This window comes from Chlorobiota bacterium (genome assembly GCA_016710285.1).
Classification (GTDB): Bacteria; Bacteroidota; Ignavibacteria; order OLB7; family OLB7; genus OLB7.
This window is the reverse complement of record JADJXR010000001.1, coordinates 4,316,365-4,337,041: the sequence shown is the minus strand read 5'-3', so window position 1 is coordinate 4,337,041 and position 20,677 is coordinate 4,316,365. Positions and strand designations below refer to the sequence as shown.

Here is a 20,677-nt window from a genome sequence, read left to right as displayed (position 1 = left end):
GTGCGCCCGCGGCCTACCATTGACGAAACGATAACGGGTGATGTTGCCCCTTTGGCGAAGCTGCCTCCTTCAATCAAGCCAGCAACGCCCGGGGCTTGTGAACTCCGGTTTAGGAGTTCATGGACTTCATAAATTCTTTGTTTGATTTGGTCCCTTGCATCTGATCCAGCAGGAACTCCATTGCCTCCATCGGGGTCATGTCGCTGATTACTTTGCGAAGGATCCAGATGCGGTTCAGGTCGGTGGCTTCCACCAGAAGGTCCTCGCGCCGGGTTCCGCTGCGAACAACGTCGAAGGCGGGGAAGATGCGGCGGTCGGCAAGGCGGCGGTCAAGGATGATTTCCATGTTGCCGGTTCCCTTGAACTCCTCGAAAATCACCTCATCCATTCGTGAGCCGGTGTCAACCAATGCGGTGGCGATAATCGTAAGGGACCCACCTTCCTCGATGTTGCGGGCCGCGCCGAAGAACCGTTTGGGTTTGTGCAACGCGTTGGCATCAACGCCGCCGGAAAGGATTTTGCCGGAGTGGGGGATCACAGTGTTGTGGGCGCGTGCAAGGCGGGTGATGGAGTCAAGCAGGATCACCACATCGAACTTTGCTTCCACCAATCGTCGGGCTTTCTCCAGCACCATGTCGGCAACTTGGACGTGCCGCTCCGGTGGTTCGTCGAAGGTGGAGCTAATCACCTCGGCCTGGACCGAGCGTTCCATGTCGGTAACTTCTTCGGGGCGTTCGTCAATCAGCAGGACGATCAGCTTTACATCGGGTTGGTTGCGTGCAATGGCGTTGGCCAGCTTCTGCAGCAGCACGGTTTTCCCCGATTTTGGTGGCGAGACAATCAGCCCGCGCTGCCCTTTTCCGATTGGCGTTAGCAGGTCCATGATCCGCATGGAGAACTCGCCCGGGGTGGTTTCCAGCAGAAGTTTTTTGTTGGCGTACAGGGGGGTAAGGTTGTCGAAAATGGTGCGGTCCCGCATCACATCGGGCGATTGATAGTTCACCTGCTCAACTTTCAGCAGTGCGAAAAATCGTTCCCCTTCCTTTGGCGAGCGGACCTGGCCGTTGACGGTGTCGCCGGTGCGTAGCCCGAATTTCTTGATTTGGCTGGGGGAGACGTAGATGTCGTCGGGGGAGGGGAGGTAGTTGTAATCGCTGGAGCGGAGGAAGCCGTAGCCATCGGGGAGGACCTCAAGGACACCTTCGGAGAAGTTGATGCCGTTGTCGCGGCCTTCTTGGCGTTGGGCTTGGCTTTGGGCTTCTAAAATTTTGAAGATGAGTTCCTGCTTGCGATAGCTGCTGTAATCAGGAACGTTCAGCCGCTTGGCGATCTCAGTAAGCTCGGCAATCCGTTTTGCTTTCAGCTCTGCTATGTCCAGCAGGCTGGTCGCCGTTGCCTCTTCTTTGCTTGGCATGGTGTGAATATGAATTGTGTGTGTTGTCTGGTAGTCTTGGTTGTTTGGAAGGATACCCGCTATGGGGAGGCAGGGTATTTTCCTCTCTCTCGGTCTGTTATGGAGTTTTTATCAGAACTATGGCGTTCTTCTTCAGCATTGGAGTGTGAAATGGAGCAAGCAATCGTTGGCGTGCATTGGCGTGGCGCGGTAGGCCGCAAAAACCTGTGGCACTTCACCCGAACGATTTCGGTCCCGCCACCGTGGGCATTACGAAGCATCGGCGATATGCATTGGCAGGCCATGCGTGATGCACATCATGTCAAAAATCTTGGTCAAATGAAAAGTACGTCAGGAAGATTCGGCGGTGCTGCACCGTGCGGTGTTCGCTGGATACGTTCTATAAGCCTGGAGTTCCGATAGGTCAGGAGAATAGGCGGAGGTTCGATGGCGGATGCTATGAACGCCGCAAATATGAACAGAGCAACCCATTACTGGCAAGAACTTTGTGGAGTTCTGCCCCACCGTTACATAAAATTATTCCAACCAGCCAGGGGCGGAATCGCTGCCGCCCCGTTCGGATATGGCCGCAATGGACGTGTGTAATAAACACCGTTCGGCCCCGCATTGTTACCTGCTACCGCTTTGCCTTGGCCTCCGCTGGCGTGTTGGGCTGCGCGGCCACCTGCAAATTGGCCGCGGAATCCAACGCTTCGGCGTAGCTGAACGAGGCAAGCCGCACCGCCAATTTATCCTGGACCGCACGGTATCCGCCAACGTTGCCACCGTTCATCAGCATTGCAAAGCTGAGAAGCTCACCATCCTGCGTGGTGACGTATCCGGTTAAGGCCGCAACGTTCCGCAGGGTTCCGGTTTTTCCATGGGCGTTGTTTGCAGCTGGGGTCCCGCGCATTCGGCGGCGCAGGGTCCCATCAACCCCGGCAACCGAGAGCAAGGAGTAGAAGGTTGGGAAGATTTTCTGGTTGCTGTGTGCTGCGTTCATAATCCCGGTAAGTGCCGCCGCCGACAAGCAGTTCCGGCGCGATAACCCGGACCCATCGTTCACCACGCACTGCTGGAACGGAACCTTCGCAAGGCTCATCCGCTGCTGGATTTTCTCCACCGATTTCTTTGCCGTCTCCGTCCGCCCGCCGTTTGCCCCGCCGATAATCTTGAAGGTGTATTCCGCCAAGAAGTTGTTGCTGTTCTTCATCACGTAGGTCAGTACCTCAGTCAACGGGCGGCTGTTGGTGGCTATCGTGTGGGCGTTGGCTGGGGTTGCCCCGCTAACGGTGGTCCCGCCAATGGCGACCCCGGCCAGGCGCAGCCGGTCGTGGACCATTCCCGCAACAATCGTTGCTGGGTTCTTCATCTCATAATGATTGCTGACCGTTCGGTTGGCTGTTAATGTCCCGCTGACTGTCACCACCTGCTTCCCGTTCCGGCTGGTTACGCTGATGTTGATTCCGTTGCGTGCCGTGACTGCTGCGGGGGGCGTTGAAGGTGCCTTCCGTGAAGCTGCGGGCGCGGTTTTCCCTTTTGTGGTGGCCTTGCTCACTTTTGCGGCCTGCTTTGCCCCCCCTCTGTTTTTGGAGGATGGTTTTGCTGCAGGCTTCTTCCCCCGTTGCGTTGCTGCGCTGCTGGTGCTTTTTTTCTTCCGTTGCTGAAGTTCCTCGGAATCCACAATCGGAAACTGGTCGCCATAGCGTTGCCATTGGTTTGGTTGCATTGGCATCAGCAGATCCGCTTTCCGTTTCTTCCCCCTTTTTCCGCCGCTGCGGCGTGCCGGTGCGGCAACCGAAACCGCTGTGTTGACAATCTCAATTCCGTTGCTGCGGGGGAACGTTTGCACGTTGCAAGGAAGCCCCGGCGTGCGTGGCGAGGAGACGATCACCGTGAACCGGCTCCGTTCAATCGTCAGCGCGTGGATTGGCGGGACTGGCTCAACCTCATCGGCATCGCCGCTGTAGTCGAAACGGTCGGAGTGGTTGTCGAAGAAGGTCCCGTCGCCCACAACGTTGCCGGTCACTTGGCGGATTCCGGCGCTGGTGACTTGGTCCACCAGCGCGTCAAGATCGCTGACGGCCAAGAACGGGTCCCCGTATCCTTTCACGTACAGGTTCCCTTGCACCACTCCATCGCTTGGCTTGGCATCGCTGGCAATGATGGTGTTAATCTGGTAGTTGGGGCCAAGCTCGCTTAAGGCGGTGAAGCAGGTAACGACTTTTGTTGTGGAAGCAGGGGTCAGCGCGCGGTCAGGGTTCAGCGCGAACAGGCCATGGTTGCGGGTAACGGAATGGACAACCACACCAACGCGCCCGGCTTGCAATTCTTGGGGTAAGGAAATCAGGTTTTTCAAATCGGCTGCTAATTTCTCCAACGCCTTTGCCGAGTCGCTGCTGCTAACTGCCGAGGGGGCAAGTCCAGCGGGTTTTGCCCCGGCGGCATCGGTGCCGGCGGCGATAATGCCAAGCAGGATGGAAAGAATCGAGGTCCACAGCAGAAGGTTCAGAGGTTTACGCATGGTTTCCGTACAGCAGTTGTTCAACAGATTCGCACAGGACGTGCCCCACGGTGATATGGCCTTCTTGAATCCGCTGAGTGTTGTTGGAGGGGATAATGATAGAAACGTCGCACAGGTCCTTCAGGGTTCCGCCGGTTCCGCCAAGCAGCCCGATAGATTTCATCCCGAGGCTTCGCGCCATCTGGACCGCCAGCACCACGTTGGGCGAACGCCCGCTTGTGCTGATTGCCACCAGAAGATCGCCAGCGTGCCCCAAGCCCTGGACGTTGCGTGCAAAAACATTCTGGAAGCCAATGTCGTTCCCGGCAGCCGTAAGGTTTGACGGATCCGTGCAAAGGCTGATTGCCGCAAGCGCAGGGCGTTGAAGATCGTGGTTCAGCCGGATCATCAGCTCGGTGGCAAGGTGTTGGCTGTCGGCCGCGCTTCCGCCGTTGCCGCAGAACAGCACTTTCCCGCCGTTGCGGTACGTGGCCGCCATCGCCTCCACGGCAGCAAGGATCGGCCCGGAGCAAGCCTCAATCGTCTTCAGCTTCACTTCTGCGCTTTCGCGGAATGACTCTTCAAAAAAATGTTGGATATTGAATGCCAAGGCGGGAGTTGGGAATTGATGATCGGGAGACGGTGCATTGAAAGCGGCCACGCGGGAACGCATCGTTGTTGCGGTTGGCCACGCACCCCGTGCGGTTGCGTTCCCCCCGCAAACATAAGCATCACCTTGCTTTCTGCCGTGAGTTTGTGTAGGGAAGGATGATTGTGCGGCGAAGGTTGACGATGTAATGGACCCGCTGCTCAACGCTTAGCTTTCGGAAATTCCGGTGCTGCCAGAATATCTCCCCAGTCATCCCGGCGGCGAACATCCCAATCAGCACCGCGGCCATGTAGGCGTACATTTCCTGCTCGGTAAACCGCTCGCTTCGCCAAATAAAGCCAAACCCAAGCGAGCCGCCAACAAACACCATGAACAGCACCGACTCCAACGTGTCGGCAAGGATTCGGGCGCGGTTCTCCGGCGCGGCGGTGCGGCGGCGTTCGCGAAGCTGAGTAAGGTGGAAGTTCATCCCGAACATCAACCCGCCGGCGAACAACGCCAGCGGAAGCTGATACCACCCCTGAAACGCCATCAAGTAGTACGCAAAAATCGTCACCAGCAGGCTGTACTCCGTCCCCCGCTGAAACCGTTTCAGCCGGAAATCAAGCGCAAGGCGGTCGCGTTCGTTGGGCATCAGGGGGTTAATAGTGCCGACGGCACAAAGCTCCGCAGCAGGTTCAAGTTCTCGATATCCTCCGCCATCTCTTTCCCTTTCGGTGTCTCGATCACCATCGGCACGTTGGCAAACCGTTCGTCGCTCATCAGTGCGCGGAACGCTTCTTCGCCAATCTTCCCTTTGCCGATATGCTCGTGCCGGTCCACGCGTGTGCCCAGCGCGGCTTTCGAGTCGTTCAGGTGGAACAGCAGCAGGCGTTCCAATCCTATCAACGCATCAAACTCCTCCATCATCTCACGGTATCCCCGTTCGGTTCGGATGTCGTAGCCCGCGGCAAACACGTGGCACGTGTCCAAGCAGACACCAACCCGCGATTGGTCATCAATCTGTGCGATAATCGCGGCGATTTCCTGGAACCGCCAGCCCAACGTTGTCCCTTGCCCCGCAGTGGTTTCAATCACCGAAATGGTGTTGAACCCTGTGGTGGCCTCGTGGGTTCGGTTGATGTTTTCGGCAACCAGCGCAATCGCGCTTTCGGGGTCGCGCCCGCAAGCCGCGCCCGGGTGGAAATTCAGCAACCGCACCCCAAGCTGCTGGGCGCGGTGATGTTCATCCAGAAACGCATCAATCGAGCGGGCCAGCGTTTGTTCATCCGGCGAGCAAAGGTTGATAAGGTAGCTGTCGTGGATTGCCACCGCCGCAAGGGGAATCGGTGAATCGGCCAATGCCGATTGCCACTGCTGGATAGCCTGATCGGAAAGGAGAGGAGCGGCCCAGCGGTTGTTGTTTTTCGAGAAGATTTGGAGGGCCGTTCCCCCAAAGGTTTGCGAGCGGGTAACGGCCGTATGCAGCCCACCAGCCATCGAAGTATGCGCACCAAGCATCATGGCTGCGAACATAGGTGAAGTTGGTGGAATTACCGGCGAATGGCTCATAAAAAAACTATCGCTACGCCTTGCACGTGTCATCATCTTGCCGTACTATTGCCACCAGTCTGCTTCCCATGACATAGTTGGCTCCTCTGGTGTGCGGCGAAACGCGCTGCACTCTTCCTCACATAATCCATACTACCATCATGGAACGCTCCGATTTCTGTCGGCCTTCTGGCCGACACGCCTTCTGGCCGACACGCCTTCTGGCCGACACGCCTTCTGGCCGACACGCCTTCTGGCCGACACGCCTTCTGGCCGACACGCCTTCTGGCCGACACGCCTTCTGGCCGACACGCCTTCTGGCCGACACGCCTTCTGGCCGACACGCCTTCTGGCCGACACGCCTTCTGGCCGACACGCCTTCTGGCCGACACGCCTTCTGGCCGACACGCCTTCTGGCCGACACGCCTTCTGGCCGACACGCCTTCTGGCTGCAATACTGACGATTGTTGCTTGCAGTGGACTATTTGCTCCTGATCTGCAAGCGCAAAACGAAAACCCGCCGTGCCTCTATGCCATTGATGATGATATTTGTCAAGAGAACTTTGCTTACGACACCTCTGTAGTTCGGATCCCGAACACAAACTGTTGGGTTCGAATTGCTTATCGGCATCGTAGTGCTTGCCAAGGAAAGTGGTATGACCTCATCATTGATGACATTACACCAGTCAATTCCGCCTGCAACGGGTTCATAATTAGCCAGCTTGTCGTTAGTGCGACACAAGCTCTAATTGATGCTAACCCTATGGGGTTCCCACCATTACAGCCTGGACCGTTTGGAGGAACTTACTGCCAAAGCATTACCCGAACCTTTGTTCCTCCATGCTGGAAGTGGAATCCAAACAGTAATGAGTCCGATCCAGTTTCCTGCGGAGAATCACCATGCTGCTATGCCTACTGGGATGTCTGCATGGATGAGCATGGCAATCGTACTTCACGAGCAAGAGGTTCAGCGCAGCTTGATGGCAGCCCCCAATGTGATCCGGGAAATATTTTCGACATTAGAGGCTGCACAGGTGTCTGCCCCGATTTCACGCTGTATAGTGGTCGCACTGCACCCGAGCCTGACCCATCTCTATCAACGAAATAATCATACAGGGGCAATTATGACATCAGAACATATCCGCAGCCAAATTCTTGGTGCTGTCTTGATATTACTGCTGTTGCTGCCGATCGGCACACTCCCAGCCCAGCAGTTGGGCTGGGAGTGGCTGAACCCCAAGCCCACGGGGAACTCCATGTACGACGTGCAGATGGTTACGGAGCAATTTGGCATAGCCGTTGGCGAGAACGGCGGAATGATTGCAACCTATGATGGAGGGAACACATGGGAAGCCCGGTCAACAGGAACAATCGCGGGGCTGCACGCACTCCATTTCCGTGATTCCTTACATGGTGTGGCGGGCGGTGTGGGGCTGCAGATACTCCAAACCGATGATGCCGCCATCACGTGGAAGGTCCGCAACCAAGGCGAAGCAAACGAGGGACAGATTGAAGCGATCAACATGCTAACGCCGATGGTTGGCGTGGCAGTTGGTGGCGGCAATACCACCTGCCGGATTGTCCGGACGGTGGATGGTGGGGCAACATGGAACCCGGTTGCACCCCCAACAACGAACCCAATGTATGCCATGCACTTTATCAATGCCGAGGAGGGGTGGGCGGTGGGCGCGTGGAATACGGTGATCCACACCCAGGACGGTGGAGCAACTTGGGCAGTGCTCCGCTCCGAAGGAAGCGGTAGCGGCGGCGGAAGAAGAGCGGAGCTACAAGGAGTGTTTTTCATTGACTCGTTGCGTGGCTTTATGACCGGCATCACCGGTCAATTCAAGGAGCCTGGATATCTCTACTCCACAACCGATGGCGGTTACTCATGGAGCGGGTCGTCAAGAAATTTTGGACTGCGGCCCGGCAACATTCTCTTTACCACACCTACAACAGGGTATGTGATGGGCTCAGGCATCATGTACCGGACAACAACCAGTGGCAAAGAATGGTCCCCACTGTACGAAAATGGCCTTCCCCAAAATGGAATAGCAGTGAACGGCAGCACCATGGTTGCCGTCGGGTCGCCAGCAAGTATCTACAGTTCGAACGATACAGGGGTAACGTGGAAAATCTGTTCAAGCGGTTCAACCGCGACGTTTAGCAGTGCCTCTTTCTCGGCTCAGCAACAAGGCGTGGGCGTAGCAGTGGGGAGAGATTCTAAAGCAAGCATTGACAGCCAAATCACCATTTACACCACAAACAACGGTGGGGCAACGTGGAAGAAACGGCCCTACCCGGGGCAACAGATATTATCGGCGGTTGCCTGTGCCGATGGGTTGTGCGTTGCTGTGGGGGATTCCGGAATCATCCTCCATTCGGTAGATGATGGCATGACGTGGAGAGAGTCCCTTTCTGGCGTGAAGAATTATCTGAATGATGTTGTGGTGATCAATCGCCGCAATGCCGTGGCGGTTGGCCGCTACGCCACAATTGTGCGAACAACCGACGCAGGCGAAACTTGGGTATCGCAACAGCCCCAGACGGCCAGCAGCCTGTTTGGCGTTTCCTTTGCCGACTCCCTGACAGGGCTTGCGGTTGGAAACCCGCCAAAACTGTTGGGAACCACCGATGGCGGTGCAACGTGGGACTCGATCTCCACATATTTCACCAGTATGATAGGGGTGCAGATGCACGACCGCCAAACCGCAACCCGGCGTGGAGTCACCGAAGTTGCCCGGACAACCGATGGCGGAAAAACATGGAACCCATTCCCGCTTCCAGCTGGCGTGACCCCCTTTCGGATGAGCTTTTGGAATGCGCGGTATGGAGTGGTCGCGCCGGAAACAGGCGGAACGATCTACTACACCAGCGACAGCGGCCAAACATGGTCAGCGGAGGAGTCAGGGCTTAGCCTGCTTAGCGGAGTGGTGTTTCGTGTGTACAGCCTCTGCATGATAGATAGCCTGCGGGCAATAGTTGTTGGGCCAAACGGCGCAATACTCCGGTTTACCAAATCAGAGCGTACCTCATCGGTAGGGATTGGAGATGGAGATAGAAATGGAGATGGATGGGGGAACGAAGGCGGGTTGCTCCTCTACCCAAACCCCACAAGCGGAAGGGTGTGGCTCCGGCTGCCAAAAGATTGCGAAGGGGATATTGAGTTGTACAATGGACTAGGCCAGCAAGTAGCCGTGGGAACCTGGACCCAATCCCGAACCGGAAACAATGAAATAGTGATGGAGTTGGACGGATTGCCGAACGGGCTGTACGTGGTGCAAATGGTTGGCAAGGGGCAACGGCGTAGTGTGCCGATTGTTGTGGCGCACTGATTGGGCGCAACCAAATATTCAAAAACGGGGCAGGCTGCCGGTAACGGAGCTTGCCCCGTCTGCGTTGGCCACCGTTCTACGAAAACAACCTCCGCAACAGCTTCCGCTTGGCCACGGGCAGCATGGTTTCGGCAAAGGGGAAATCAAGATCGGTTTGGAAGATGTAGGTGGCCGGGTTCGGAAGCGAACGGTTCTCGGCAATCAGCAGCATCTTCAGCGATGCCGCCGTCATCCCAAGATCGTTCAGCGAAACCGTCCGCACCGAGGTGGTTCGCAGGTTCCGGTATCGCTCGTTCTCGCTGGTGAAAATGCTCACCTCATACTGAATCACATGAAGCACCCCCCGCTGCAACTCTGGGATCAGCAAATACCCTTCCTCAACGTAGGAAGGAAGCAGCCCAACGTGCTCCAACCGCAGGTGGTCATCAACAAAATTGAAGATCGTTTGCCCCTCCTCGATTGCTTGTTGCAGCAGCGGCATCGCCCACCGGATCAGTTCCTGGACCGCCAGAACATCATCGTTGCTGAACGATTCGTTCCGGTAGATCACCCGTTGGCCTTGTAAGTCAAGCCCAACAATCCGCCCGGGAAGTTGGTCGCGAAGGTTCGTGCTGTTGTCGGTGATGGTCCGGAGCGTCACGTACAGCTCCGTTAATTCCGAAAGGGTGGGGTAGATACGGTTGTGCGTGAACTCCTGCCGAACGCGCCGTAACCCCTCAAGAATCCGATACCGGCTGGCCTCGAAATCCCTGCCAGCCGAAAGGAAGGCCTGTAAGCTGAGCGACATAACAACCTCTCTCTTTCTCAGTAAAAGTTCTGTGGAAGCAGCTGAAGAAGTCGTGGAAATGATACGAAAGAATGGATCGGCAACGCAAGAGCAAAGTTGCTGCGGCTTCCGCTCTTTCGTGCATATGGTGAGTTCCTATCTTTGCCCTTGCTTCCGTCACGTTCCATAACCATTCCTATGTCCTTTCTCCTTGTATTTTCGTCCGCGCTTGAGCGGGATGCTGCGTTCCCGAATGGGGTTCCCCCTTCGTTGCCGAGCGATATCACCGGCGTGGGGCTGGTGGATGCTGCCGCCGGAACGTCACGGATTGTGGCGCGCCACACGCCGGCGGCGATGCTGTTCGTCGGAACGTGCGGTGCGTATCCGGGAAGCGGTTTCCAGATTGGCCAGCTTCTGCTTGCACGCAGCGTTCGGCTTGGTTCGGGCGATGTGGCTTCCCAGGCAATGCGAATCCCGGGGCTGATGCCGGAAACGCTTCTTACCGATCCCGAGCTAACCGAGCAACTCCGCCGCCGGCTCTCCCCGCCGCCCGCCGATGCCGAAGTGATCTGCACGTTGGGAATCACCGAATCGGAATCGCTGGCGCGGCAATTGGAGTCGGGCATTTCGGGCCGGGTGGAGAATCTTGAGGCGTACCCGGTGCTTCGCGCCGCTGCCGGAATCCCCACAGCAATTCTGCTTGGCGTCACCAACATTGTTGGACCCGACGGAGGGAAAGAATGGAAAGAACAATTCCGAAGCGTGATGCAGGCGGCCGTCAACGCAATCCTTTGAACAGAAAAAGATGACTATTCCCGAAACCACACCGACCGTCGTTGCCGAGCTGGAACGGATGTTCGATGCCTTCCCCGACCTCCCGCGCGAGGCGATCATCAAACAGGACATCCTGCGCGTTGGCTTGGCATTCGACGAAAACGCCCTTGCGGTGGCCAGCGGCTACAAGCCAAAAGATTACTTCATCTTCTCCTTCGATCTTGTCCCCTTGAAGGAGATGCAGCACCACGAGGCCTACCGCTCGCCGGAGGAAATTCGGATGACCGGAGGGGCCTATGACCTTCGGCCCACCATCGTTTCGGTTCGGGTCAACCCCGATTCTCCGTACCGCGTGCAGCTTCACGAAGGCCGCCTTGCACTGCTGTGCGAAGGCACTCACCTTGCCGATCTGGAGTTCCCTCCAATCCCCGACTACTACGCCCACAGCCTGAGCAGCGGCAAAAAAATTTCCGAGATAGCCCCGGCAATCGAGTGGGGGTATTTGGTCTATCTCACCGTCTATCGCCTTTGCCAGTATTGGGGGAAAAGCGAGGAATGCCGGTTCTGCGACCTGAACGAAAACTACCGCCAGCAAAAAGCCCAGGGCCGCGAGTACACCGCCGTCAAAGCGATTGATGACATCGTGGAAGCAATGGGGCTGATTAACCAGCACGACACTGTCTCCAAAGCCTACACCGTCACCGGCGGAAGCATCACGTCGTCGTTGCAAGGGATGAAAGAAGGGGAGTGGTATGCCCGATATGCCGAGGCAATCGAGTCGCGCTTCCCCGGGCGTTGGATTCCGAAGGCCGTGGTCCAGGCACTGCCGAAGGATGAAGCCCAGATGCTGCGCGATGCTGGCTACCGGATCTATCACCCCAACTACGAGGTCTGGTCACCGGAGCTTTTCCCCTGGATTTGCCCGGGGAAGGAACGCTACGTTGGCCGCAGCGAGTGGATCAAACGGATTGTTGATGCCGCCGAAATTTTTGGCCCGGAACGGGTGATCCCGAACTTTGTGGGTGGGGTGGAAATGGCGCAGCCCCACGGCTTCACCGATATTGACCGCGCCGTTGCTTCCACCACCGAAGGGCTGGAATATTTTATGAGCCAGGGGATCATTCCGCGATTCACCACGTGGTGCCCCGAGCCGACATCGGACCTTGGCCGCCAGCAGGGACCGCCGTTGGAGTATTTCGTGAAGCTGCTGCTGGCATGGCGTGGAACCTTCGAACGCCACAATCTTCCCGCCCCCCCAGGCTACGGCCGCCCGGGCGTGGGGAATGCGGAGTTCTCCGTCAGTGCTTTCATGGATGTGATCCGCGTTGACCGCCTGCCAAAAGGCCGCGAGGTGGCGGAGGTGTAAGCCAAGAAGAAAATCATTCTCCTGGAACGGGTAGCGGCTCCGACCTTCGTCGGGGCCCAGTCAGAAAGTGCCGAAGGCTACCGGGGTGGGGTAGCGGCAGGTCTTTAGCCTGCCCAGTGTGGAAGATAGACGCCGAAGGCTAAAGACCTTTTATGAACCCCGACTTCATGTCGGGGCGGCTACCCGTGTGTGGATGCCGGGTAGCGGCAGGTCTTTAGCCTGCCGCGAGAGGGAGAGGAAGGCACCGAAGGCTAAAGACCTTCGGCTACCCGTGTGTGGATGCCGGGTAGCGGCAGGTCTTGAGCCTGCCGCGAGAGGGAGAGGAAGGCACCGAAGGCTAAAGACCTTTTATGAACCCCGACTTCATGTCGGGGCCCCAGTCAGAAGGCGCCGAAGGCTAAAGACCTTTTATGAACCCCGACTTCATGTCGGGGCGGCTACCGAACGGATGGCTTGCACTCCTGCCGTTGCGCACGCGCACTCAATTTCCATCAGCGATTCCACCATGAACGTTGTTCTGCTTGGCCAAAATATCGCCCACTCCCTTTCTCCATTTCTCCACAACGCACTCTTCCGCCGCCACCGGCTTCCGTTTGTTTATGGCCTGTTCCCGATTGCTGCTTCCGAACTCCCTTCCGCCGTGGAGATGATGAAGCGGGGGGGATATGCCGGGGCCAACGTCACTTCGCCCCACAAGGAGCTTCTGTTCCAGCTGGTGGATACGCGGGACCCGATTGCCAAGCGCGTTCGGGCCGTGAACACGGTGGTGTTTCGGGATGGGGCTGCGGCGGGATACAACACCGACGTGCAAGGCTTCCGGTGGTCGCTGGAATCAACGGTGGATGGAGGGATTGGCGCGTTCCGAACCGCTGCGATGTTGGGAACGGGCGGGGCTGCGCGCGCCGCTATCGCTGCGTTGTTGGATTCCCCCAATCTGAAAAAACTGACACTCTACTCCCGCACGCTTCCACGCGCCGTTGCCGAGACGGCCCGCTGGAACGACCCCCGAATCATCCCCGCCCAGATTGAGCATTTCGCCCCGGCGGAGCTTGTGGTGAATGCCACCCCCGTTGGGCTGGCCGCCGATGCAAGCTCCACAGATATTTTTGGCGGGCTGTTTGGAACGGAAGAGGCACGCAGCCAAGCGGGTGAAAGAGCAGGCGCAGGTGATGATGATCGCGCTCCCCGCTGCCAGCTTTTTTACGACATGATCTACCGCCCTGCCACCACTCCACTGATGGCGATTGCCAAGCGCGCCGGGGTTCCCGCCATGAACGGGCTGCGTATGTTTGCCGCGCAAGCCGCCGAATCGTTCCGGCTGTGGACCGGCGTGGATGCCAGCCCGGCGGAACTGCACAACCTTCTTCAAGATCATCTCCAAAACGACCTTCAAACCCAATGATTATCTGGCTTCAGGGACCTTCGGGCGGGGGGAAAAGCACGGTGGGGCGATTTCTTGCGCAGCTGCGCGGCGTTCCGTTTCTGGACCTTGACAAGCAGATTGAGGCCGAGGCGGGGAAATCCATCCTCGATATTTTCTGGCACGACGGCGAGACCGCGTTCCGGCGGATGGAGTGGAACGTTCTGCTCCGAATCATGGAGTCCGACCCGGGGCCAACAGTGATTGCGTTGGGTGGCGGGGCCGTTGCGGATCCAGCCATCCGAAGCATGATCCGCGAGTCAGGCATTCGGATTTTTTTGGATGTGGACGCAATGACTGCAATCGAGCGGTTGCAAGGGGAGGAGCCGCGCCCGCTGCTGTTCGAGGAGGATCCGCTGCTTGCGTGGAAACGGCTTTACCGCCAGCGGCTTGGCTGGTATCAGGAAGCGGAGCTAACCATCCAGAGTGATGCCCCGCCGGAGGCGATTGCCGAACGGCTGAACCACCAGATTAACCAACTGATGGAGCCGGCGTGGCACATCCAAACGGAGCCAAATGGGGAGCGGTGCTCCATCACCGGTTACGCCGCGCTGCCGCCGCTGGTGCGCCGCTTGCGGCAGCTTGCGGCCGGGCGGAAGGTTGCGCTGGTGATGGATGCTGCCGTGGCGCAACTGTACCACGACCACCTGGGCTTGGACGACGGCAGCGAACACTTGGTGCTGCGGATTGAGGCGACCGAGGAGTCGAAGAGCTTCAAGATTGTTGAGGAGTTTGCGCGGGCGTTGGTTGCTGGCGGTTTCACGCGGGACTCGTTGGTGGTGGGGATTGGTGGCGGCGTTGCCACCGATGTTGCGGGGTTCCTTGCCTCCATTTTCATGCGTGGCATTGGCTGCGCCTACGTCCCCACCACGCTGCTTGGCCAGGTGGATGCTGCGATTGGCGGGAAGACGGCGATCAACGTTGGCGGCATTCGGAACCTTGTTGGGACCATCCGCCAGCCAAGCGAGGTGCTGGTTTGCGGCGCGTTTTTGCGGTCGCTTCCGGTGCGTGAGCTTCGGTCGGGATTTGTGGAGGCCCTAAAAATGGGGATTGCAAACTCTGCCGAGCTTGCCCGCGCCGTTGCCCTGGCCGCTCCGGCAATCTTGCAAGGCCAGCTTCCCGCAATTCTTGACGAGGTGATCCGCCAAAGCATCGCCACCAAAATTGATGTTGTGGAGCGCGACACGTTCGACGCTTCGTTGCGGATGTCGCTAAACTTGGGCCACACCTTTGGGCACGCGCTGGAGGGGAGCGCGCCAGGAATCTACGCCCACGGCGAGGCGGTTGCGTTTGGGTTGATTGCCGCTGCCGAGATGTCGCACGCGGTGGGTTCTATCACTAGCGACCGTTGTGATGAGATTGCTTCCGCCGCACTGCCGTTCACGCTTCGCACGGCCCCAATCCCACCGGTCGAGCGGATGATTCGGGCGATGCGTTCGGACAAAAAACGCGCCGGTTCCGGAATCCGGTTTGTGTTGCCCACCCAGCAGGTTGGCGTGCGGTTGTTCGACACCGATGAGGTGGCGATAATCCAACACGCCGTGCGCCGCGCAGCCGAACGGATGGAAGCCGGCGGATAGCGCGGGCGGGTCCAAGTAACCTGCTTCACAGCAGATTCCATTTCCCGGGCGCACTCCAACAGACCTGCTGATAGTCTAGTCAGCTGATTTGGCACGTTGGAATGCATCTGTTGTATAGCTATCGCAGCACCTGAAGCGGCAACACACGGGTTTGCTGGTTGTTGGTGATGCGGATAAAATATAACCCCGAAGGAAGTCCCTCAGTTGGTAGCTGAAATTGATGCAGCCCTGCATCACGCTCCGTTGCTGGCTGAAGCACACGCTCCTGGCCCGTCACAGAAATCATGCTGATACCAACCCGCGACGGCTGCGGAAGCTGATATCGCAAAACAGGAACAGCACCCTCAAGAATGCGATTGGGAGCAAGATCAAATGCTGTGGGAGCCTCAGGCTGTGGTCCTGCATCGATGGACTTCCCAACATAGCGTAGCACCCGCGCTGTGGCACCGGTGATGACACCATTACTGCCAGGCTTGTAGGAGACCCGCAGGGTGAAGAAAGAATCAAAATCCAACGTTTCGCGGTTCCATGTCAGCCCACCATCGGTGGTGCGAAGAACCTTGTCGCCGCCGACGGCTAACCCATGCAGGGAATCGGCAAAAGAAAGATCGCTGATGCCAAAACCAGTGGCAAGAAAAGTATCAAGTAATGGATGCCAGGTTATTCCGCCATCGTAGGTTCGGGAGAAAATATCTGATAATTGTGGTGTTGAAGCCGGTGGGAAGTATTTGCCGGAGGACATCCAACCATTGAGGGAATCAAGGAAAAAGAATTGAGCATACTTGCATGGTGGGTCGTAGAAATATTTCCATGTTTTTCCGCGGTCGGCAGAGTAGGCAATGGCTGTGCTGTCCTCGTAGTAAATGGCGCAAATAAAGACGTTCGGGGCAGGAGTTGTTGCGGATTCGATATAGCGTTGCTCCCACATTGGCGGAATGGGGACGGCAATGGAATCCCATGTGGCACCACTATCGGAGGTAGCAAGGATATATTCAGGGTTGGGTCCAATCGCCTGAATAATACCATGCTTGGGGTTTGCCATGATAATTTTATTGAGCTGATGTGTTACAGCTATTCTTGTGGTTTTCCAAGACGTTCCTCCATCGGTGGTGCGAACAAGAATGCCGCTATCGCCACACGCGATTATTGTGTTCTTGGTGGTGTAAGCAACGCTCATATATCGTGGCAATCTTTTTCCCGTGGAATCTTGTTGATGGATAGACGACCACTGTACACCCCCATCGGTAGATCGAAAAATAGTATTTGTAAATCCGATCCCCCATGTTTTTACAAAGGCACAATTCAAAGAATCAAGGCAATCAACATCGCTAATAAAGCTGCCATCAGGGATAGAATAATCAATCTGGGTAATCCAATCGGGTTGCTGGGCCGAGAGTGAGAGAACAATGCTGAGTTGAAGCAGGAGTAGTCGGGTAAGAGTAAAGATATTCATGGCCGGTGCCGCTTGGTGGATGGTTGGTAGTGGTAGAAATTGAGGGCAATTGCAAACGGTGGAGGGGGGGATACCTCCCCCACCGCTTGCAACACAACAAATAGGTTATTTAATTACGGTGAACGATCCGGTGGCAAGTTGCTTCCGGTCGGCACTAACACGGTAGTGGTAGGTTCCGGCGGCTACATCGGAGGCATTGAACTCCACCTCCAACGTTTTATCAGCGGTGGTTACGCCGCGTTGGGTGGCAACAATGTTTCCTTGAAGATCAACAATATCAACCACTGCTTCCGGCACGGCAACAGCGGTGCAGCGAATAATTGTTTTTCCATTGGTTGGATTGGGGGCAACAACAACTTCGGCAACCTCAGGTGCGGTCCAAGGAGCCTCACGCTTGGCCGATGTTGGCGAGTGCACGGGAATATATCCGCAATATGATTGGCAGGGTGGGGTGCAGGTTACTGTGGTTGACGTTTCGCCAATTTGCTCGAAGGTGACCGTGCCATCGGTGCCTTTGCAAATTTTATACTCCGAAGTACAGCAATCGGATAAAAAGCCTGGTCCGGGGCAATGTTGATACGATGCGACCTGCGTTGGAGAGGTAATAAATTCGTAGCATCCTCCAATAAGAACCCGCCAGTTTGTTTCGCATTCTCCTTTGCCTGGCCTACAGTTCAAGGGAAGGTAATCTAAGTAAGTAATAAACAGATCCGCAATGGCGGATTTGAACATATCTCCTGCAGCGCAGGTGCAATTAACGTCATCCATGTCAATTTTCTCGACATAAATATCACAAGTGCCGCAGTTGCGTGTGCGGATATAGATTTTTCCGGTGCATCCGTTGCAGTGGCCGTAAAGGTCAAAGCGGACAGGAAACACAGAAACGCCGCTCCAAGAGCTGTTTGGGCAAGTGGGGTCTGGACAAGGGTTGCTTTGCGCAGTGGCCGTAGCAACGGCGATGACCATCGCCACCAGCCCAATCGCTAACCTATAAAGGAAAGAAATTGAGGATGAACCTACCCCTTGGAGTTTGGAGTTTGGAAAATGAGTCCTTGCTAACATGGTTTCCTCCGTATGGAGTTATGTGAATGGGAAAATGCGGCGGCGTATGCCAGCCACGTGAACGTGCGAGAACAGAAGGTTGTGTATCTGGGGGCAGAACGAGACTAAACTTACAACGGATCACAGCCGGTGGCAAGGGATGCAGCAAGAGAATTTTGTGAACGGAAGGAAGGGATCAATCGCAGCCATGATTTCCCCCAGCATTGGAGAGATGCGAAGCCGCTTGCGACGAAACAGAAGGCGCGACACTTCGACATGACCTACTCTTTGAACTGGCCCCCTCCGCTACTCCCCTCGAAGCACCACCACCGACAACACTGCGCCCCCTTCCGGTGCGTTCCGTTGCAGCGATAGGTAGCCGTTGGAGAGGTAGAGAATCGTCTGGTTGCTGTAGAATTCCGAGAGCGATTGCCCGCTTTGCCCGGTGGTCAGGACGCTTCGCAGGAAAGCGGTGGTGTCGGCAAAGTCAACAATCTGGCGCATCGAGGGACCAAGCGTTGTTTCGTAGGGAAGGTCCAGCCGCCATTCGCCGTTGTTCAGCGTGGTGTTTGCGCCGCCAATCTCGAACGGACCAATGTCAACAATGCCGCGCAGCTGCGGGTTCTTGCTGAATGGATGGTGGAACGTGACGGTGTGAAGGTTTCCGTACCGCCACGTGGCAATGTTCCAATTCCCGAACCGGCGGTGCAGCGTGTCGAGTGCGCGGCCAAGCGCGTTCCGAAGAATCTGATCCCGGGTTTCGTTTTCCCCGGTTCGCACGTCGTCGAACCAGGCACCATCCACCAGCAGCTGGTGGCGAATCGAGCGAATCGGCAGCAAGGCCATCCGCCCAAATTGGTGATAGAGTTCCGGGCCAAGCTCGTCGGCATACGTCATCTCCACCACGCTTTGGAACCATGCGGCGGCAATAGCTGGCTCGGGCGCGTCAACCAGCATCCCCCCATCCCAATCCCGCATTCGCGCTAACACCTGGCGCACCAGCGGCGTTTGGCGCAGGCTGTCGGGGAAGGCGTGAAGCAGAAATTCCGACATCAGAAGCAAGTGTGGCGAGCGGACATCACCCTGAATCTGGATCATATCCTGAACGCCGAAGTTGTTCCCTTCCTTCAATAATTCGTTCAGCCGGAACGCCCGCGACGGATCCTCCCAGCCATCCCCAATGGCAACGCCAGGCGTGTTCGAGACTTTGTTGTTCGCGCTGGCGATGTAGCCTGCGGGGGGATTTGTCAGCGTTGGCAATTGGCTGGGGGAGGAGTATCCCTTCCAGTCGAAGCGGCTTTCGGTTCCGTTCGATGGCAGGTTCATCCCCGCGCCGTCGCCACGCAGCGGCAGCTTGGCCGAGGGGAGAAAAGCGATGTTCCCGGCGGCATCGGCATAGACGAACGCCAGCGCCGGAACGCCACACATCTGGACCCCTTTGGCGAACTCCGCCTGGTTGGCGGCGCGGTTGATCCGCTGCCAACCCGCAAGCTCCATCGAGGGGTCATGCCCAACCCAGCGGAAGCTAATGGCCCGCGTGGCGAACGCGCTGGTTGGGTCGTTCATCTGTGGGTAGCCAATCTTGGGGTCGCGAAGGTAGCGGCGGAACTCGCGCAAATCGGAAAGAAGGGGGCCGTGGGCCGCAAACCGCACCGCCATTGGCGTTGCCGCCGAATCCTTGCAGCGAATGGTGTCGCGGACCAGCCGCAGTTTTTTCCATTTGCCGTCGTACAAGTAGCTGCGGCGCGTTGCGCTGTCCAGCTGTTCAACAAAAAAATCGGTTTGGTCCGCCATCAGGCTGGTGATGCCCCAGGCGATGGAGGCATTCCGCCCAATCACCACAAACGGGCAGCCCGGAATCGTGACCCCGGCAACGGTGGTTCCTTTCCAGGAGACCACGGCTTGGTACCATTTGGCCGGCGCGCTGTGGGCAAGGTGGGGGTCGTTGGCCAGTATCGGTTTCCCCCCCTCGGTGCGTCCGCCGGCAACGGCCCACGCGTTGGACCCGACGTGCGCCCCTCCCATTCCCAACAGCTGGCGGGTTTCGGCATCAAGCTCCATCACCTCTAACAGATCGGAAATTGCGGCGGCGTTCGGCTGGCGCGGCTGGGTGGTGTCGCGCTGTTGGGTGGAATCGCGGCGGGAAGTGTCGGGGGGAGGGGGAAGGTGAAACCGTTCCAGCAACGGCTCGGGCTTTTGTCCGCCGGGGATGATGGTGGGGGCATCGGAAGGGTACCACGGAAGGATTTCGGAAAACCGGGCGGAGTCAACGCGGTCCCGAATGTCGGCAAACACCATGTCGGTCCAGAAGGAGGTGTTCAGCTCCCACGCCAGCAGCTTCGTGACGATCACCGTGTGCTGTGGGGTCCAGGGTTCCGGCACGTAGCCAAGCGCGTCGAACTCGAACGGATAATGCCCCGCGTGCGAGGCAATGAAGGCGTTCACGCCGTTGCAATAAGCGTCCAACGCCGCGCGGGTTTCCTTCGGAAGCGATTCCAGCGTTTTGGCTGCGGCATTCTTGAAGCCAATGGTTTTCAGCAGTGCGTCCTGGCCAATCAGTTGCTTCCCGAAAATCTCTGCCAACCGCCCTTCCCCGGCCCTGCGGAACAGGTCCATTTGCCACAGGCGGTCCTGGGCGTGGGCGTACCCCAACGCGGCCCAAGCATCGTTCTCGTTGGCAGCGGTGATGTACGGAACGCCGTAGCGGTTACGGGTGATTGTGGTTTGATCTTTCAGCCCAGAGATCGTGTCCTGGCTGGTGCCGTCGGGGGTGAAGGAGCGGCCAATCAGGCGAATGCCCAACAAGACAAGCCCAACCACCAACCCCACCAGCACGATGACGGTCCCAAAAAATGAAAAGCGACGCATGGCTGCAAATGTAGGAAACAGGGAAGAAGATGGCCGAA

Annotated in this window: 14 protein-coding genes; 5 read left to right on the top strand and 9 right to left on the bottom strand. The window is 57.3% G+C overall.

Features of this window, described 5'->3' with window-relative positions:
• Nucleotides 1-109: 109 nt before the first annotated feature.
• The 5 genes from rho to nfo all read right to left on the bottom strand — a co-directional run bounded on the left by rho (nucleotide 110) and on the right by nfo (nucleotide 6,009).
• Nucleotides 110-1,414, bottom strand: coding sequence for a transcription termination factor Rho (gene rho, locus IPM61_16305; protein ID MBK8912867.1), 1,305 nt, complete (start codon nucleotides 1,412-1,414; stop codon nucleotides 110-112).
• Nucleotides 1,415-2,030: 616 nt separating this feature from the next.
• Nucleotides 2,031-3,917 (bottom strand): D-alanyl-D-alanine carboxypeptidase/D-alanyl-D-alanine-endopeptidase, encoded by a 1,887-nt coding sequence (dacB, locus tag IPM61_16300; GenBank protein ID MBK8912866.1) that lies wholly within the window; start codon nucleotides 3,915-3,917, stop codon nucleotides 2,031-2,033.
• On the bottom strand, nucleotides 3,910-4,569 hold the full coding sequence (locus IPM61_16295; GenBank protein MBK8912865.1) for an SIS domain-containing protein: 660 nt from the start codon (nucleotides 4,567-4,569) through the stop codon (nucleotides 3,910-3,912). The genes dacB and IPM61_16295 overlap by 8 nt, the downstream gene beginning before the upstream one ends.
• Before the next feature lie 58 nt (nucleotides 4,570-4,627).
• Complete coding sequence (locus tag IPM61_16290) at nucleotides 4,628-5,140, bottom strand: hypothetical protein (GenBank protein MBK8912864.1); 513 nt, start codon at nucleotides 5,138-5,140, stop codon at nucleotides 4,628-4,630.
• Complete coding sequence (nfo, locus tag IPM61_16285; GenBank protein MBK8912863.1) at nucleotides 5,140-6,009, bottom strand: deoxyribonuclease IV; 870 nt, start codon at nucleotides 6,007-6,009, stop codon at nucleotides 5,140-5,142. The genes IPM61_16290 and nfo overlap by 1 nt, the downstream gene beginning before the upstream one ends.
• A 1,151-nt stretch (nucleotides 6,010-7,160) precedes the next feature.
• Here nfo and IPM61_16280 point away from each other — a divergent pair.
• A complete protein-coding gene (locus IPM61_16280; protein MBK8912862.1) occupies nucleotides 7,161-9,371 on the top strand; it encodes a T9SS type A sorting domain-containing protein in 2,211 nt (736 codons plus the stop codon).
• Between the two features lie 76 nt (nucleotides 9,372-9,447).
• Here IPM61_16280 and IPM61_16275 read toward each other — a convergent pair whose 3' ends face one another.
• Nucleotides 9,448-10,158 carry a hypothetical protein gene (locus IPM61_16275; protein MBK8912861.1) on the bottom strand — a complete coding sequence of 237 codons (711 nt, stop codon included), beginning with the start codon at nucleotides 10,156-10,158 and terminating at the stop codon, nucleotides 9,448-9,450.
• Nucleotides 10,159-10,335: 177 nt separating this feature from the next.
• Here IPM61_16275 and IPM61_16270 point away from each other — a divergent pair, with 177 nt between their 5' ends.
• The 4 genes from IPM61_16270 (at nucleotide 10,336) to IPM61_16255 (ending at nucleotide 15,277) form a co-directional block, all read left to right on the top strand.
• Entirely contained in the window at nucleotides 10,336-10,932 is a 597-nt protein-coding gene (locus tag IPM61_16270) for a hypothetical protein (GenBank protein ID MBK8912860.1), read from the top strand.
• Between the two features lie 10 nt (nucleotides 10,933-10,942).
• Nucleotides 10,943-12,277 carry a radical SAM protein gene (locus IPM61_16265; protein ID MBK8912859.1) on the top strand — a complete coding sequence of 445 codons (1,335 nt, stop codon included), beginning with the start codon at nucleotides 10,943-10,945 and terminating at the stop codon, nucleotides 12,275-12,277.
• Nucleotides 12,278-12,782: 505 nt separating this feature from the next.
• Nucleotides 12,783-13,679 carry a hypothetical protein gene (locus tag IPM61_16260; protein ID MBK8912858.1) on the top strand — a complete coding sequence of 299 codons (897 nt, stop codon included), beginning with the start codon at nucleotides 12,783-12,785 and terminating at the stop codon, nucleotides 13,677-13,679.
• The gene (locus IPM61_16255) at nucleotides 13,676-15,277 is read left to right on the top strand and encodes a bifunctional shikimate kinase/3-dehydroquinate synthase (GenBank protein ID MBK8912857.1); all 1,602 of its coding nucleotides are present in this window, start codon (nucleotides 13,676-13,678) and stop codon (nucleotides 15,275-15,277) included. Before IPM61_16260 ends, IPM61_16255 begins: the two co-directional genes overlap by 4 nt.
• A 118-nt stretch (nucleotides 15,278-15,395) precedes the next feature.
• Here IPM61_16255 and IPM61_16250 read toward each other — a convergent pair whose 3' ends face one another.
• The 3 genes from IPM61_16250 to IPM61_16240 all read right to left on the bottom strand — a co-directional run bounded on the left by IPM61_16250 (nucleotide 15,396) and on the right by IPM61_16240 (nucleotide 20,639).
• On the bottom strand, nucleotides 15,396-16,730 hold the full coding sequence (locus IPM61_16250; protein MBK8912856.1) for a T9SS type A sorting domain-containing protein: 1,335 nt from the start codon (nucleotides 16,728-16,730) through the stop codon (nucleotides 15,396-15,398).
• 105 nt (nucleotides 16,731-16,835) lie between these two features.
• Nucleotides 16,836-17,147 (bottom strand): T9SS type A sorting domain-containing protein, encoded by a 312-nt coding sequence (locus IPM61_16245; protein MBK8912855.1) that lies wholly within the window; start codon nucleotides 17,145-17,147, stop codon nucleotides 16,836-16,838.
• Between the two features lie 930 nt (nucleotides 17,148-18,077).
• Nucleotides 18,078-20,639, bottom strand: coding sequence for a penicillin acylase family protein (locus tag IPM61_16240; GenBank protein ID MBK8912854.1), 2,562 nt, complete (start codon nucleotides 20,637-20,639; stop codon nucleotides 18,078-18,080).
• Nucleotides 20,640-20,677 lie beyond the last annotated feature (38 nt).

Excerpts from the sequence above, each read along its gene's own strand:
- IPM61_16290 (MBK8912864.1), bottom strand. The coding sequence starts at position 5,140 with ATGCCCAACGAACGCGACCGCCTTGCGCTTGATTTCCGGCTGAAACGG.
- IPM61_16240 (MBK8912854.1), bottom strand. The coding sequence starts at position 20,639 with ATGCGTCGCTTTTCATTTTTTGGGACCGTCATCGTGCTGGTGGGGTTG.
- IPM61_16275 (MBK8912861.1), bottom strand. The coding sequence starts at position 10,158 with ATGTCGCTCAGCTTACAGGCCTTCCTTTCGGCTGGCAGGGATTTCGAG.
- IPM61_16255 (MBK8912857.1), top strand. The coding sequence starts at position 13,676 with ATGATTATCTGGCTTCAGGGACCTTCGGGCGGGGGGAAAAGCACGGTG.
- IPM61_16265 (MBK8912859.1), top strand. The coding sequence starts at position 10,943 with ATGACTATTCCCGAAACCACACCGACCGTCGTTGCCGAGCTGGAACGG.
- IPM61_16295 (MBK8912865.1), bottom strand. The coding sequence starts at position 4,569 with ATGCGTTCCCGCGTGGCCGCTTTCAATGCACCGTCTCCCGATCATCAA.
- IPM61_16280 (MBK8912862.1), top strand. The coding sequence starts at position 7,161 with ATGACATCAGAACATATCCGCAGCCAAATTCTTGGTGCTGTCTTGATA.
- dacB (MBK8912866.1), bottom strand. The coding sequence starts at position 3,917 with ATGCGTAAACCTCTGAACCTTCTGCTGTGGACCTCGATTCTTTCCATC.
- rho (MBK8912867.1), bottom strand. The coding sequence starts at position 1,414 with ATGCCAAGCAAAGAAGAGGCAACGGCGACCAGCCTGCTGGACATAGCA.
- IPM61_16270 (MBK8912860.1), top strand. The coding sequence starts at position 10,336 with ATGTCCTTTCTCCTTGTATTTTCGTCCGCGCTTGAGCGGGATGCTGCG.
- nfo (MBK8912863.1), bottom strand. The coding sequence starts at position 6,009 with ATGATGCTTGGTGCGCATACTTCGATGGCTGGTGGGCTGCATACGGCC.
- IPM61_16250 (MBK8912856.1), bottom strand. The coding sequence starts at position 16,730 with ATGAATATCTTTACTCTTACCCGACTACTCCTGCTTCAACTCAGCATT.
- IPM61_16260 (MBK8912858.1), top strand. The coding sequence starts at position 12,783 with ATGAACGTTGTTCTGCTTGGCCAAAATATCGCCCACTCCCTTTCTCCA.